The sequence below is a fragment of the Leptospira andrefontaineae genome (assembly GCF_004770105.1).
Taxonomy (GTDB): domain Bacteria; phylum Spirochaetota; class Leptospiria; order Leptospirales; family Leptospiraceae; genus Leptospira_B; species Leptospira_B andrefontaineae.
Genome location: NZ_RQEY01000010.1, coordinates 32654 through 47561, shown reverse-complemented (window position 1 = coordinate 47561; position 14908 = coordinate 32654). Strand labels below are relative to the sequence as shown.

General features: G+C 40.4%; 16 protein-coding genes. 14 read left to right on the top strand and 2 right to left on the bottom strand.

Annotation, left to right across the window (positions count from 1 at the left end):
• Positions 1 to 12 precede the first annotated feature (12 nt).
• From mutL to EHO65_RS19880, 11 genes are all read left to right on the top strand, one after another.
• On the top strand, positions 13 to 1794 hold the full coding sequence (gene mutL / locus EHO65_RS05050; RefSeq protein ID WP_135773079.1) for a DNA mismatch repair endonuclease MutL: 1782 nt from the start codon (positions 13 to 15) through the stop codon (positions 1792 to 1794).
• Between the two features lie 3 nt (positions 1795 to 1797).
• Complete coding sequence (locus tag EHO65_RS05045; RefSeq protein ID WP_135773078.1) at positions 1798 to 2394, top strand: YqaA family protein; 597 nt, start codon at positions 1798 to 1800, stop codon at positions 2392 to 2394.
• A 43-nt stretch (positions 2395 to 2437) separates the two neighbouring features.
• A complete protein-coding gene (locus EHO65_RS05040; protein ID WP_135773077.1) occupies positions 2438 to 2680 on the top strand; it encodes a hypothetical protein in 243 nt (80 codons plus the stop codon).
• Positions 2664 to 3926 (top strand): replication-associated recombination protein A, encoded by a 1263-nt coding sequence (locus tag EHO65_RS05035; RefSeq protein WP_135773076.1) that lies wholly within the window; start codon positions 2664 to 2666, stop codon positions 3924 to 3926. The genes EHO65_RS05040 and EHO65_RS05035 overlap by 17 nt, the downstream gene beginning before the upstream one ends.
• A gap of 282 nt (positions 3927 to 4208) precedes the next feature.
• Positions 4209 to 4532, top strand: a complete 324-nt coding sequence (locus EHO65_RS05030; protein WP_108927874.1) for an ArsR/SmtB family transcription factor — start codon at positions 4209 to 4211, stop codon at positions 4530 to 4532.
• Positions 4533 to 4535: 3 nt separating this feature from the next.
• A complete protein-coding gene (locus EHO65_RS05025) occupies positions 4536 to 5000 on the top strand; it encodes an SRPBCC domain-containing protein (protein ID WP_135773075.1) in 465 nt (154 codons plus the stop codon).
• 10 nt (positions 5001 to 5010) lie between these two features.
• Complete coding sequence (locus tag EHO65_RS05020) at positions 5011 to 5379, top strand: DoxX family protein (RefSeq protein ID WP_135773074.1); 369 nt, start codon at positions 5011 to 5013, stop codon at positions 5377 to 5379.
• Between the two features lie 5 nt (positions 5380 to 5384).
• Positions 5385 to 5963 carry a YdeI/OmpD-associated family protein gene (locus EHO65_RS05015; protein ID WP_135773073.1) on the top strand — a complete coding sequence of 193 codons (579 nt, stop codon included), beginning with the start codon at positions 5385 to 5387 and terminating at the stop codon, positions 5961 to 5963.
• A complete protein-coding gene (locus tag EHO65_RS05010) occupies positions 5956 to 6420 on the top strand; it encodes a DUF1801 domain-containing protein (protein ID WP_135773072.1) in 465 nt (154 codons plus the stop codon). The genes EHO65_RS05015 and EHO65_RS05010 overlap by 8 nt, the downstream gene beginning before the upstream one ends.
• Before the next feature lie 127 nt (positions 6421 to 6547).
• On the top strand, positions 6548 to 6994 hold the full coding sequence (locus tag EHO65_RS05005; protein ID WP_135773071.1) for an OsmC family protein: 447 nt from the start codon (positions 6548 to 6550) through the stop codon (positions 6992 to 6994).
• Between the two features lie 241 nt (positions 6995 to 7235).
• Positions 7236 to 7406, top strand: a complete 171-nt coding sequence (locus EHO65_RS19880) for a hypothetical protein (RefSeq protein ID WP_165780180.1) — start codon at positions 7236 to 7238, stop codon at positions 7404 to 7406.
• Positions 7407 to 7420: 14 nt separating this feature from the next.
• Here the strand turns inward: EHO65_RS19880 and hisC are convergent, their stop codons facing one another.
• A complete protein-coding gene (hisC, locus tag EHO65_RS05000) occupies positions 7421 to 8518 on the bottom strand; it encodes a histidinol-phosphate transaminase (RefSeq protein WP_135773070.1) in 1098 nt (365 codons plus the stop codon).
• Positions 8519 to 8540: 22 nt separating this feature from the next.
• A complete protein-coding gene (locus EHO65_RS04995; protein ID WP_135773069.1) occupies positions 8541 to 10169 on the bottom strand; it encodes a peroxidase family protein in 1629 nt (542 codons plus the stop codon).
• A 188-nt stretch (positions 10170 to 10357) separates the two neighbouring features.
• On the opposite strand from EHO65_RS04995, the gene EHO65_RS04990 reads away from it, so the two are divergent.
• The 3 genes from EHO65_RS04990 (at position 10358) to EHO65_RS04980 (ending at position 14904) form a co-directional block, all read left to right on the top strand.
• On the top strand, positions 10358 to 12079 hold the full coding sequence (locus EHO65_RS04990) for an EAL domain-containing protein (RefSeq protein ID WP_135773068.1): 1722 nt from the start codon (positions 10358 to 10360) through the stop codon (positions 12077 to 12079).
• A 175-nt stretch (positions 12080 to 12254) separates the two neighbouring features.
• Positions 12255 to 12641: a response regulator gene (locus tag EHO65_RS04985; protein ID WP_008597002.1), complete on the top strand. Its 387-nt coding sequence runs from the start codon at positions 12255 to 12257 to the stop codon at positions 12639 to 12641.
• Positions 12642 to 12654: 13 nt separating this feature from the next.
• The gene (locus tag EHO65_RS04980; protein ID WP_135773067.1) at positions 12655 to 14904 is read left to right on the top strand and encodes an ATP-binding protein; all 2250 of its coding nucleotides are present in this window, start codon (positions 12655 to 12657) and stop codon (positions 14902 to 14904) included.
• Positions 14905 to 14908 lie beyond the last annotated feature (4 nt).

The window sequence follows — 14908 nt, the reverse complement described above, 5'->3', positions numbered from 1 at the left end:
GGTCCAAACTATATGGGAAGGATCCAAGAACTCAGTCCGGAATTAATCAACCAAATCGCCGCCGGGGAAGTGATAGAATCGGCTCACTCCGTCTTGAAAGAAATGATGGAGAACTCAGTGGATGCAGGTGCAGACACGATAGAAGTCGAATCAAGAGACGGAGGATTGACCTCACTCCTTCTTTCGGACAATGGATCCGGGATAGAAGAAGACGATATCCCTCTTGCAATCCAAAGGCATGCCACAAGTAAGATTCGTACATTAAAAGATCTTGAATTAGTTTCTTCTTATGGATTCAGGGGAGAAGCTTTGGCGTCCATCGCCTCGGTTTCAAAACTGACAATTGAAACAGGAACAGGACTTACTACCGCTTGGAAAGTGAGGGCCGAAAAAGGACAAATCCTTTCGAAAGAATCCACCCCAGGTTTTCAGGGAACTAAGATCCTGGTTGAGGATCTATTCTATAATACCCCAGTCAGAAGAAAATTTTTAAAATCAGTTCGTTCAGAAGACAAGAAGATCCGAGATAAAGTAACAGTCCAAGCTCTCGCAAGAGAAGATATCCGATTTAGATTCGTTCAGGATCATAAGGAGATCTATAGACTTTCTCCCAAGAATAAAAGGGAAAGGATCATAGACTTATTCGGTGAAAATTTCAGGGACCACTTGTTGGAGGTCCAACTGGAAAGAAAAGGTTGGAAGGCGACCGGTTATATCAGCGATCCCGATTTTTATAAATCGAATCGAACCGGCCAGTTCATATTTGTGAATGGAAGACCTGTTGAGATCAAATATTCCTCTCATCTATTGAAAAAATGTTATGATGAACTTCTTCCTCCGAACGCTCACCCATACTGCTTTCTATTTTTCGAAGTAGATCCGGAATCCATAGACGTAAACGTTCATCCCGCTAAAAAAGAGATCCGTTTCTTGGATGAAGAAGGATTTAATACATTCTTCTTGCAATTGATCCAAAAAGAACTTAGATCCAGCACACCAGTCAGCTTTTTAGAATTAAAAAACAGGCTTTTAAGACCGGAACCTAAAAAAATGGAATCCACGTTATATTCCTTTTCCGGCTCTTCTGCAGGAACAGAACAACAACTTTTAGGAGGAGCGCTTTATGAAGAAGTGAAACATTCTCCTTCCTTTCCTGTAGAAGCAGTCGGACCTGGCTCCAGGTTAGATGATCTAACAGATGTGCCGATCAAACATTCCGAATTTATTCCTAAAAAACATTTCGGACTCTTATTTGAAACGTTTATCTTGGCAGAAGGAGAAGATGGTTTTTATATCATAGACCAGCATACTGCTCACGAAAGGATCCGTTACGAAGAAGTATTAAGAAAACTGAAAAAGAAAAATTACGGGATACAGCCGCTTCTTACTCCAGTCCGTATTCCTGTTTCCAAACAAGAAGCAGAAGATATCAAAGATAGACTTGGAGAATACCAAGAGGTAGGTTTAAAACTAGACTCGCTTGGAGAAGATACGATGGTCCTCCGAGAAGTCCCAGGTTACTTTTTGCCAGGGCATGAAAAAGAGATCGTTTTGGATTTTTTAAATCGTACCGGCGGCAAAGAAGTTCCTGAGCCTGAGTTATACGATCTTATGGCAAAATGTGTGGCTTGTAGATCTGCAGTGAAAAAAGGAGATCAACTTTCGGATCATCTAATCGCGGAGATGTTGAATCGTTTGAGTTATTGTGAGAACCCATCCCGTTGTCCTCACGGAAGACCTACCTTGGTTAAATTAACCAGAGAAGATCTAGAAAGAATGTTTCATCGCAGGTAAAATTTGAAAACCGAATCCCAAACACTTAAAAACTCCACGGAGAATGTAATCTCCTCCTTGGTAAGACAAACATTGATCGCAAGTGTGATCTTATTATTGATCGTACTGGTTCTTGCAAGATTTTTTAATGAAAGAGTTACCCAAGTAGCGGGACTCTTCTTAGATTACACAGGGGTTTGGGGAGTAGGACTTTCGATCTTTATTGCGGATTCAGTACATGTATTCTTTCCACCGGATACATTTTTGATCCTAGCGGTTGCCGCAAAGATGCCTGATTTTTGGGTAATCTTCTTTGCCTCTTTTGGGTCTTTACTTGCAGGCGGATGTTCTTATTCTCAAGGAAGATTCCTTCTTCCTAAGTTAACCGTATTTACTAAGTTCATTCGAAACCATGAAGAGAAGTTAGAAGTTTATGTAAAAAGATTCGGGTTCTGGGCGGTTGTCCTTGCTGCGCTTACCCCATTGCCTTATTCCTGGACCTCGGTAGCCGCAGGTGCCATGAAGATGAGGCTCGGTCTTTTTTTCGCGGCAGCACTTTTTCGGATCCCACGTTTTATTCTTTATTATTATCTAATAAAGGGCGGATGGATCGGGGTCTAACATTCGGATTGACTCTAAGTAGAACCAAAGGTAAAAAGTTTAGATGATGGACGATTCTCCCAGACTCATTCCTAAAACCAGAAAAGAGCTGATCTTAGAAAATTTAGATTGGTTCGCTTTACCTATTCGTATTTCAGAATTGGTAGAGAATGTATTGGATGGAAAGATCAGAGAACAGTCTTTAGTATGCTGTCATAGCGCCTGCGATGTATGCAATTCTACAATCCGTTCCTGCATACGTAAGATCCAAAGAGAATTGGAAGAAGAGCTTGGGCAGTCTATTTGAAAGAGCACCTCTTCCCCATAAGATCAGACCTAGTTCATTCGCTCAGGTCATTGGACAGGAAAAGGCAAAGCTTCAATTACAAAAATATAAAGAACCAGTAAGCATTCTACTATACGGACCTCCTGGCACAGGCAAGTCCACGATTGCCCGGATTTTAGGTAATACCTGGAAATTACCTTTCGTAGAATATAATGCAGTTACCACCGGTGTTGCTGATATTAAAAAACTGTTGGAGAGATCCGAGAAAGAAGGAAGTATACTTCTCTTTCTGGATGAAATCCATAGATTCAGTTCTTCTCAGCAAGATAGTTTATTAAAAGGGGTAGAAACAGGAGGGATAGTTCTTATAGGAGCTACCACTGAAAATCCTTCCTTTCGAATTACAAGACCACTATTATCTAGATGCCAGGTCCTGAGACTGGAACCACTTGGGGAGAATGATCTTTTAGAAATACTTTCCAGAGGAATAGAATCCTTAGACCCAAAACCAAATATTACAAAAGAAGCAAGTTCTCTTTTGGTCCGTTATTCCGGAGGAGATGCCAGAAAACTTCTCTCCAATTTAGAAGGACTATTTCTTTCCAGAGATCCCGGAGGCCAGATAGAAGCTTCCGATATAGAAACATTTTTAGAAAGTAGGGTCATCGAATACGACCAAAGTGGAGAAAGCCATTATGATGTAATCTCCGCATTTATCAAGTCGGTGAGGGGAAGTGATCCGGACGCAGCATTATTCTATTTAGCAATGATGTTAGAAGGAGGAGAAGACCCGCTCTTTATTGCAAGAAGACTTATCATTCTAGCCTCCGAAGATATTGGAAATGCTTCCGTTCACGGGTTACCATTGGCAGTTGCCGGACTTCATGCATTAGAAACAATTGGAATGCCGGAAGGAAGGATCATTTTAGGACAGGTCACTACATTCTTAGCTTCTTGTCCTAAATCTAACGCGTCTTATTTGGGGATCGGTTCTGCACTTTCATTTGTGAAAGAAAGAGGACCAAGTTTAAAGATCCCGAATCGACTCAGAAATGCTCCTACTTCTACTCATAAGAAAGAAGGAGCAGGTCAGGGTTATAAGTATCCTCATGATTTTGGCGGATTTGTGCCATTCTCTTATTTCCCGGATGATCTTTTGGACAATCCACCTCAATTCTATAAACCCACTAAAAATGGAATGGAAGGAAAGATAAAAGAACACCTTGCGTCCATCTGGAAAAAGATCTCCGGTAAAAATTACGAGTAAACAATTCTAATTATCTGATTTTTACCCAAAAGCTGGAGATGATATAGATTGTAGGAGTTCCTACACGGGTTAGAAGATCGCCCCCGCCCTGCGTTGGGATTGGGGGGAGTGGCCCGTGGGAGCCGCCTTTCCCATATCACAAAATCCTCACCCGGTCAACCAAATCCTATTCCTAAAATCCATGTAGGAATTCCAACAATCCCGATCCCTGTGCGAAAAATTTCAAATATTTGTTGCGTAGTTAAATGGCTACAATTTAATTTGTAGTTAAGTAGCTACATAATGAATCTAAGAAGAGACGTATTCCAGGCTATAGCCGATCCTACTAGAAGGGCGATACTTCTACTGGTGGCTTCTCAGGCAATGACTGCGGGAGCAATTGCCTCTAATTTTGATACGGCCAGGCCAACTGTTTCCAAACATTTACAAATACTGACCGAGTGCGAATTGTTAAAACAGGAGCAAAATGGTAGGGAAATTTATTACCAATTGAATCCGAATAAGATGAAAGAAATTGCCGACTTTATAGAACCATTTCGTAATATGTGGGACGATCGATTCAATAAATTAGAATCCGTAATGAAAAAATACAGATCAAGAAAATAGAATATGGAAAGAAAAACCAAAATTGATGCAGAAGACGGCAAACAAGAGTTGCTGATCACCAGAGAATTTGATCTTCCTTTGGATCTACTTTTTAAGGCACATATTGAGCCGGAGATTGTAGAAGAATGGATGGGAACAAAAGTACTGACATTAGAAGCGAAGAAACATGGAAGCTGGCAATATATTACCACTGATCCTCATGGAAACAAACACGGATTCAACGGCGTTATCCATGAATTTGTTCCGGACCAAAAGATTACCCGTACTTTCGAGATGGAAAATTCTCCTTTTCCGGTCCAACTTGAGTTTCTCGAATTTGAATCGTTGGGCGAGGAGAAAAGTAAACTTACCATGCACATAGTATTTAAATCGGTCTCACTCAGAGACCAATTATTAAAGATGCCTTTCGCACAAGGTATCAATATGGCTCATAATAGATTACAAGAAACTGCAAATAAATTAAAATAGGATATTGGACATGAAAAATAAGATTATATATTGGATCGCTACTGCATGGCTTTCCTTAGGGATGGTATCAACCGGGATAGTACAGTTGATCCAAATGAAAGAAGAAGCCGATATGTTTGTACATTTAGGATATCCGGCTTATTTGATGATCATATTAGGTATTTGGAAATTATTAGGAGTGATCGTGGTGCTTGTTCCGAAATATCCTTTGGTAAAAGAATGGGCGTATGCCGGATTTTTCTTTACAATGTCCGGAGCAGTGTTTTCTCATTTTGCTGCAGGGGATGGAGCAAAAGAATATTTCGGACCGGTATTATTGCTGGTGCTTACTGTAGTATCTTGGTATTTCAGACCGGCTGATAGAAAATTACAAGGGTGATCTAAATGAATCCGAAGGTTGATTTCTTTTTTAATAAAGCCAAACAGTGGAAGAAAGAATATGAGGCTCTGCGTAAGATTGCCTTAGCTTCAGGGCTTACTGAAGAATTAAAATGGGGTCAACCTTGCTATACATCTCAAGACAATAATATAGTTTTGATACACGGCTTCAAAGAATATTGTGCGTTTTTATTTTTTAAAGGTGCTTTATTGAAAGACCCTAAAGGAATTCTAGTCCAACAAACAAAAAATGTACAGTCTGCTCGTCAGATCCGATTTACGGATTTAAAAGAAATAGATAAACTCAAAACTTCTTTGAAATCTTATATCAAAAATGCAATTGATGTGGAAAAGACCGGTCTTAAGGTAAATTTCAAAAAGACAAAAGAATTTGATATGCCGGAAGAATTCCTAAGTAAGTTGGAAGAATCTCCCAACTTAAAATCTGCTTTTGATTCTTTAACTCCTGGTAGGCAAAGAGGATACCTTCTTCATTTTTCTTCTGCCAAACAATCTAAGACGAGAGAGGCGAGGATCCAAAAATATATCCCTCATATTCTGAAAGGAAAAGGATTAGATGATTAAGAAGAAGGCTCCGGCAAAAAAATCTGTAATCAAAAAGAAGAGCCCGAAAAAGAAAGAGCCGGTCTTACTTTCCGGCGGGAATCCCCAAATTGCAAAGGGTTATGGAGATGGACCGGTCCAGGAATATATCTCCGCAATGCCTGGTTGGAAAAAAGATATTGGTCGCAAACTTGATGAGATCATAGTCCGCACAGTACCTTACGTGCATAAGGCAGTAAAATGGAACTCTCCCTTATATGGAATTGAAGGAGATGGCTGGTTTTTAGGAATTCACGTTTTTAATAAATACGTTAAGGTTGCTTTCTTTAGAGGAAGTCATTTGAAACCACTTCCTCCCGGCGAATCCAAACAGAAGGAAGTTCGTTATCTGGATATCAAAGAGAACGATAAAATAGACGAATCTCAGCTTTCTTCCTGGATCAAACAGGCAAGTGAATTGCCTGGCGAAAAAATGTAGGGTTAACTGATTGGGCAGGGGTCCATTCTTTTGTTCAATAAAACGTATAAAATATCCGTAATAGCATATTAAGTTCTTCCCATCTCCCTGCCGAGATCTCGAATGATTTCAATATCGGGAGGAAGATATGGCAAATACTGTATTCGAAAGTAAGGCTTCTTGGGCAGGGGGTTTGAAATTAAACCTACAGTCCAGAAATCATAAATGGGTGGTGGACGAACCTGAAATTTTAGGTGGAACGGACCAAGGACCGAATCCAGTCGAACTCGTGTTAGGTGGACTTGCTAGTTGTGTCGGAGTTTTAGTTTCTCTATATGCTCCTGCTCACAAGGTAGAATTAAAGGATTTCCATGTATTCGTGGAAGGAGACCTAGATTTGGATGGGTTCCAAGAACTTGCACCTGTTCGCCCTGGCTTTTCTCAAATCCGTTATAAGGTAGATATCCAAACTGATTCTCCTAAAGAAAATGTGGATTCGCTACTAGCTCATATCGAAAGGATCTGCCCTGTAAAGGATACCTTATCTGGAGTAGGAGTATTATCACAAAAATCTGGATCTTCTGTTGCAGCTTAATCAAATCTAGATTCCTTTTCGGATATTCAGATTTGAATTTTCGGAAAGGAGTTCCTACCTTCGCTTTAAAAGAAATATCTTTCTGTAATATTCTAGACATCCGGTTGTTGTAGATAAGGAGTATGTTGATCAAGAACTAGAAAATTTTGACATAATACGGTAATGAATTCGCAGTTTCGAGACGAAACTAAATAAGGAAACAGCGGGTCTTACCCTTCCAAGACGAAAAAGGAGGTTTCGAATGTTTCAATCCGAAAGAGAGAAAAACGAAAAGAGCCAATTCCAATCCGCAGGACCGATCCAAGTCAGAAAGGAATTTGCGCGTTCTGAAGCTGTGAACTTCTCCTCTAAAAAAGCAGAAAGTAGAAATGAAAAAGTGGTCCGACTGAGACCAGATCTATACGAAAAATAAACCGGAGCTTCTTACTATAGAAGTTCCGAAAGCCTTTCTAATACCCGGTCATTCTGTTCCGGTCTTCCTATCGTAATCCTCAAGGCATTCAATCCGTAACTTTTCAGATTTCTTAGAATGATCCCTTCCTTCAACAATGTTTCGAAGGTTTGGGTGGAATCTAATTTTGCTTGGTCCAATTTGATCGTGATAAAATTTGCATAGGATTCAAAGTAGAAGAGGCCCTTCTTCTTTGCGAACTCTTCGTAACGGATCATTTCTTTTAAGTTCGATTTTAGATAATTCTCCACGAACTCTCTGTCACTTAATGCAGTTGCGGCCGCTAATTGAGAAAGTTGAGACACATTGAATGGAGGTCTTAACTTATAAAATGCACGGATCATTTCTTCGGAAGCGATACCGTATCCAATTCTCATTCCACCTAATCCGTAAATTTTGGAGAAAGTGTTTGTATACAATACATTAGGGAATTTTGAAATTACATCCGAAGCTTGGACTTCTTTTTTAGGATCTCTGGTCTTTCCGAACTCCATATAAGCTGCGTCCAAAACCACCATCGTATCGGAAGAAATTTTTTGCAGAAAAGTGTATAGATCAGACTGATCCAAAGCATCTCCGATTGGATTACAAGGAGTGCAGATGAATATGATCTTAGGAGAATGTTTTTTATAAAGATCCAGAAACTGGTCCAGATCGTGAAGTTCGGAACTGGTTTGGATCGTCTCCGCACCACATTGTCCCGCATAAATCGAATACATGGAGAATGTTTTGCCATTTTGGAGGATCTTATCTCCAGGGCTTAAAACAGATCTGGTAGCAAAATCGAATATTTGGTCGCTTCCATTCCCTTGTATTACGTTTTTTGCATCTACTCCGTGTACTTTTGCAAGTGCGTCCTTTAAAGCCTTATAAGAATCATCAGGATATAAGGGCATCTTATATACGGCTTCTTTGATAATCTCGGAGACCTTGGGAGATACACCGTATGGATTCTCATTGGAAGCAAGTTTGAGCACCTTCTCCGGAGAAATTCCGTATTCACGTACGACTAGTTCTATCGGTTTGCCGGCTTCGTAGGCCGGGATTTTGTCTAAAGCGGGTTGGAATCGCATCTAATTCCAGAAAAAAACGGAGTCAGGATTCTTCCAATCGTTTTTGTTCTACCAATCTTTGGTAAAGCCCTTGGAAGTCTTTGAAAAACAAGGACTCATTGAGCGCATATTCCATCACCATTCTTTTGGTTTCGTCGGAGCTGAGAAGTGCTCTGTCTGTTGCGAGCATTCTAACTCCACCATCCAAGAGTAGGTCCCTAAAATAATGATTATTGAATATATTCGGAGTCTCCGTGAAAGATCCTTTGGAATGCCATCCTAAAGTATGGACTCCCATGAGTAGAACAGTATCTCTTGTGGAGAACCCCATCATAGAAAAATAATTCAATGAATCTTTTACATCGGGACTATCCACGGGCATAAGCATTCTTCCATTCGGATAACTGGAGTCTTTTCTTCCCGGAAGAATATGAACCTGAGGTCCTCCTGCTTTTTGGAGTGCAAGTGCTCCGGAAAGAGCAATCATATCCGCAAATGAGGGAATTCCGACTCTTCCTTCTTTTTCCATCTCTTCTTTTAAATGGATAATCGCTTCTATTTGTTTTATAACTCCGCGATTATTCTCATCATTTAAGATAGTCGGAAAACGAATAGAACCTTCAAGGCCTAACCATTCTCCATTAGCGGAGAAGATAGAAGAAGCATGAAATACCATACGAAGCCAGGCTCCTGCTTCCGTTGGATCGATCTTGTCCCAGATCCTATATCCTGTTTCTTGCCAAGAGCTTCCTTCACAATTATTCTTGGTCCCTAATACTTCGTGGACTTTATAATTCCCGGTTTTCCCCTTCAATTTTGTTTCGAAACTTCTTCCCTTATTGATCCTTTCCTTTACAGATTCATAAACCTTTTGGGAAATTAAGATCTTTGCGCCCGCCTTCTTCGTAGTTGTTTCGATCCTACTTGCGGAGTTGACTGTGTCTCCAATCGCAGTGAATGACATACTCAATGGATGACCTAACTTTCCAAGGATTGCAGTTCCATAATTGATACCGATCCCTATCTCGAATTCGGAACCCAAATGATTTTGTAGATAAGTATTCAAACCTTCTAATTCTGATCTCATCTCTAACGCAGAACGGATTGCATTTAGATTTGTACGAACCGGATCCGGATCTTCTAAACCGAAGATCGCCATAAGTCCGTCGCCTATATACTTATCTATGATCCCGCCGTATTTTAGTACCTTATCTCCCATCCTATAAAAGTAACGATTTAGAATATGAATCACATCATAAGGTAAATGACTTTCTGAAAAACCTGTGAAGCCTCTAATATCACTGAATAGGATCGCGACGGGTTTTTCTATACCAGAGATCAAATCGGAAAATGTAGAAGCAAGAGCCATGTCTGCATCGTCTATGACAAGTCTTCTGAGTACAATATCGCCTGAGATCTTTGTTTGGCAGGCGAGTCTTACGTTATCCGGAAAACCCTTCTTCTGAGCTAACGCAGTTTCCTTTTCGTTTCGGGGCAGAAGATTTTCATCTCCTTCTTGGATCAATACCCTGCATGTAGAACAACGTGCGTTACCTCCACATGCGTGTATATGAGGGATGCCTGCATCCAGTGAAATTTGTAATAATGGCTTGTTTATTTCGGAAGGTTCGAGGAAAACTTCCTTATCGTTTTCGAAGATAATTTTTATCATAAAGGGAGATTGAATCCGGCGATCAATATTGGATCTAAATCCTTGTTCATTTTTATTTTAGATGAAAAACACTAAAAGACTAATACTCAGACCTATATATACGCTCGTTAAGAATAAAAATATTCTTTGGTCCGAGCCGGAAATTCTTTTTTTCCGCGTCTAATTCCAAGTTCTCCGAGTATCCGATCGTGAAAAACCAAGAAAATGGATCATCAGACGAATCACCTAAAAGATCGGTGATTTTATGTGTCGACGACGAGCTGATCATCTTAAGAGGACTCAAAGAACAACTTAAATCCGCCTTCGGAAAAAATTACCAGATAGAAGCTGCAGACAGTGCAGAACTCGCTCTCCAAATCGTAGAAGAATGCAACCAGGCCGGAATTCATATCCCTGCGATATTAAGCGACCAGGTAATGCCAGGGATACGAGGTGATGAGTTCCTGATCAGGATCCAGGAAACAAATCCAAATACGAGAAAGATCATGCTCACAGGACAGGCGAGTGCAGAGTCCGTGGGAAATGCTTTGAACAAAGCAAACTTATATAGGTACCTTTCTAAACCTTGGGACTCTAACGATCTACTCATGACAGTAAAAGAAGCAGTCCGTTCTTATGAATCAGATATTTCACTTTCTGAACTGAATAAAAAATTAGAAGAAGCACTGCTATATAATAGAGACTCAGGACTTCCCAATTTAGAATCTTTGAGAAGAAGATTGGATATTGCCGCAGAAGATAAGGAAGATTCTCTTCTGGCATTAATCCGAATTGAATCCACTTCCTTGACTACAAGGGATTTCGGAGTTTCTCTTTATAAGGATTTAATGAAGAAGTTCCTGGATTCTATGAAATCCATTTTGGGAAGTTACGGAGAAATTTTCCATGTATACGAGGACGAGGTAGCGATCCTCTCCAAAGTGCCGGAAGAGGAGTTCCTACCACATTTAATCGCATTTCGAATACTTCTCCGCTCCGATTATTTTACAGCATCCGGAATTTCTTTCCGGATCAACGCAACTATAGCCACTGCCAGTGGAAAAAAAGATCTATATTATAAGGCGAGACTTGCACTTGTCAAAGCAAGCCAAGAGCCTGAATTCGATTCTGAATCGGGGATCTATTCCTATTCAGAGAAGATGGACGATCAAGATCTATACAAGATCAATATGGATCTGGGAAAAAGACTAAACCAGGCTATCCATTCCGGTAATGTAGTACCATATTTCCAAGGGATCATGGACAACCAAACGGGTAAGGTAGAAAAATTCGAATGCCTTGCTCGGATCGTGGAAGACGGAAAAGTTTATGCACCTGCGAGTTTTTTATATCTGGCAAAGTCCACTGGACTTTTGAGAAGGATCAGTCCTATACTTTTCGAAAAAGCACTGCGTAAATTTTCCGATTCTTCTTATTCATTCTCCATCAATCTCTCGGAAACAGAATTAGAAAGTCCAAGTTTTCCGAAATGGGCTTTGTCTAGAATGGAACACTACGGGATCAATCCTGCCAGGGTGACTTTTGAAATTTTAGAAACTGCAAGTTTTCACGGAAATCCGGAAAGATTAAAAGTGATCGCAGAGCTGAAAGAATTGGGAGCAAAAATTGCAATCGATGATTTTGGAGTAGAGCATTCTAATTTTTCCAGATTGCTGGAGATCCAACCTGACTTCATCAAGATAGATGGAAAATTTATCCAGTCTTTGGAAAGAAATCGGACTGCATTTATTCTGACTTCTGCAATCACAGAACTTGCTCACAGAATTGGAGCGAAGGTAGTCGCAGAATTTGTTTCTACTCCGGAGGAACTGAAAGTTGTACGTTCTCTGGGCATAGAATATTCGCAAGGATACCTGATTATGCAGCCTTCTCCTGACATAACCCCGGTTTCGATAAAAATTATTGAATAGGTACTTTGGTCTATTTTTTTCCGAGTGGCCTGCGGACTCATTCTTTCGAGGGATAAAATCGAAAATGAGTTGCAAACATAATTTATAGAGTAAGTATCCTTGTTTTGCTCCGGATTTTGAGCCGGGGTTTTTTCGTTTTTGTTCGTCTAATTTATACGTTGGTACCGGGGGAGCGGTGGAGAAAGCGATTCTTTTTGTTGATGATGAAGCACTCATTTTGATGAGTATGAAGTCCCAAGTCAAAAGACATTTGGGTGATACTTATCGTTATGAGACAGCTCTAGATGCGTCCGAAGCGATGCAGATCATTGAAGAATTAGTAACAGAGGGAGTCAAGATCCTGATCGTAATTTCCGACTGGCTGATGCCGAATATCAAGGGAGACGAATTTTTAAGAATCGTTCACCAAAGATATCCGGAGATCCAAAAGATCATTATCACAGGTCATGCGGATATCGCTTCCGTCGAAGCTTTAAAAAAAGAGATCAATTTATACAGCTACTTGAAAAAGCCCTGGGACGAAAAAGAATTAGTAACCACTATCACCTCAGCCCTTAAATAAATAGGGGGGCATAATGAGCCTTCGAACGCGCTTCTCTCTTTACTGCGCTATTGTTCTATTTACATTCTCCGTTCTGCTAACTATGTTAGTGGCTGCATCCGCATTTTATGATTCCAAAGTTGCTTCCCAAGAAGCTGCGTTTGCAAAGGCGGAAGGTGCTTCCTTCGAAATACGTAAAATTTTTTCAGAAGCAATTTCCAGAGTGGGAGAAGCTAAAACTCGTTGGGAACTTACTCGTCCTTCTCGCGATTCAGTTGAAAGAGATCTAGTGGATCTTTTTCAACATGATAAAAGATTTTTAGGAGCTGGTGCAGTCTTCGAGCCCAATCTTTTTGATGGCAGGGACGCTGCATTTATAGGTCGTAAAGGCTCCAATTCCAAAGGTAGATTTGTACCATACTTTCATAGAAGTGTCAAAAATCCAGACGAGATCAGTTTAGAAGAAAGTGTATATTATGATAATACCGACGAGAGTGGAAATTATTACCAGATCCCTAAAGCTACGTTAAGCGACTTTGTAGGAGAACCTTATTTTTATCCGTTAGATGGAGTGAATATTTTTATGATCTCCTTGATTCGGCCGATTAGTCGCCAAGGAAGATTTATAGGAATTGTAGGCTTGGACCTAAAACTTTCGGATCTGGAAGAAGAATTGTTTTCTAAGAGACCGTTCGGTGACGGCCATTTAGCATTGATCTCTCCCGGTGGGAAATATGCGGTCCATGGTGCTAAAGGGATTTTGCAAGGAAAGAATGCTGGAACTCCTGAAGTAAAAGAATCCGTTCAGAAATCATTATCTACAGGACAACCTTTTGCCTATCCGGTAGAAGGTGGGAACTCCTACATATTTCCATTTAGTATGGGGACCTATGGCAAGAACTGGGCCATAGAAGTGTATGTCCCGGATTCAGTTTTATGGAACGATCTAGGACCGATTATTTTAAGATGTTTACTCATCACATTCGCCTTATTACCCGTGTGTTTATATTTTCTGGACAGATTCTTTTGCAAGTTCGTTTCGGAAGGATTATCGGAAGCGACTATATTTGCAGATTCGTTAGGTGCCGGAAATTATTCTGCTCAAATCCCTACTCGGATATTCCAAGATGAGATCCATCATCTTTTTATAACATTAGAGAATATGAAGGAGAAGTTACTGGCTGCGATTGATCAACAGATCCGGTCCGAAAAGATCTTAAGAGAATCGGCTGAGATCTATTCGCGTAACGAGATCATTCGCCTCCAAAAAGAAGAATTGGAAGTCGCCTTAGGTGAGTTAAAAACAGCACAAGAAACCTTACTTAGAAACGAAAGATTAGCTGCCATAGGTAGGATCTCCGGCGCAGTCAGTCACCAGATCAATAATCCATTAGGGGCTATCGGGGCCTCGAGGGAAAATATTTCCTTTTATGTAAAAAGGATTACGATACTTCTACCTTTTCTATTCGAATATTTGAGTGAGGCGACCGAGTCCGAAAGGGATTTTTTTAATGTCACTTTGAAAAGAACATTAGAAAATCATAAAGAGCAGATCGGGAAAAAATTCAGAGAGACAAGGCATTCTATAGAAGCATTCTTAAAGCAGGAACAAATAGAGGAGGCAGGAGATAAGGCTGCCGTTGTAGCTGAACTGGGATTTGCAGATTGTCCTGAATTCATTCTTCAGTTATGTAGATGTTCGGAATGGGATCGTATCTCTGAGTTTTTGATGGCAGTTAGAGGTCTGGAAATTTCGGAAGAAGTTATTCATAGATCTACGGATAGAATGTACAAAATTGTATCCGCTTTGGAAACCTATTCAGGTATCGCAAAAGAAGATAAAGAAAGACGGGTCAAGGTTTCCGATACAATGGAAGTTGTTCTTGGAGTATATGAAGGCGCAGGCGGAAACAGAGTAACGGTTGAAAGAAATTATATCTCTGAGGCAACCATGAGATGTATACCTGAAGATTTGGTAAGACTTTGGACTCAGATTGTAGATAACGCATACCAGGCAATGTCCGGAGAAGGAAGACTTAAAGTAAGTATCTATGATGCGGAATCCAAGATCATCTGCGAGGTAGAAGACAGTGGTTCCGGTATTCCTAAGAACATCAGAGAACAAGTGGGAGAAGTTTTATCTTCCGGAAAATCGGAAGGTGAAGGCGCAGGTATAGGACTTGCAGTTGCCGCTTCCATTTCTAAAAAATACGGGGGCAGCTGGAATTGGGAAAGTGAACCGGGCTGCACAATCTTTCGCTTTTCTTTTCCCAAATCAGAATAAAATA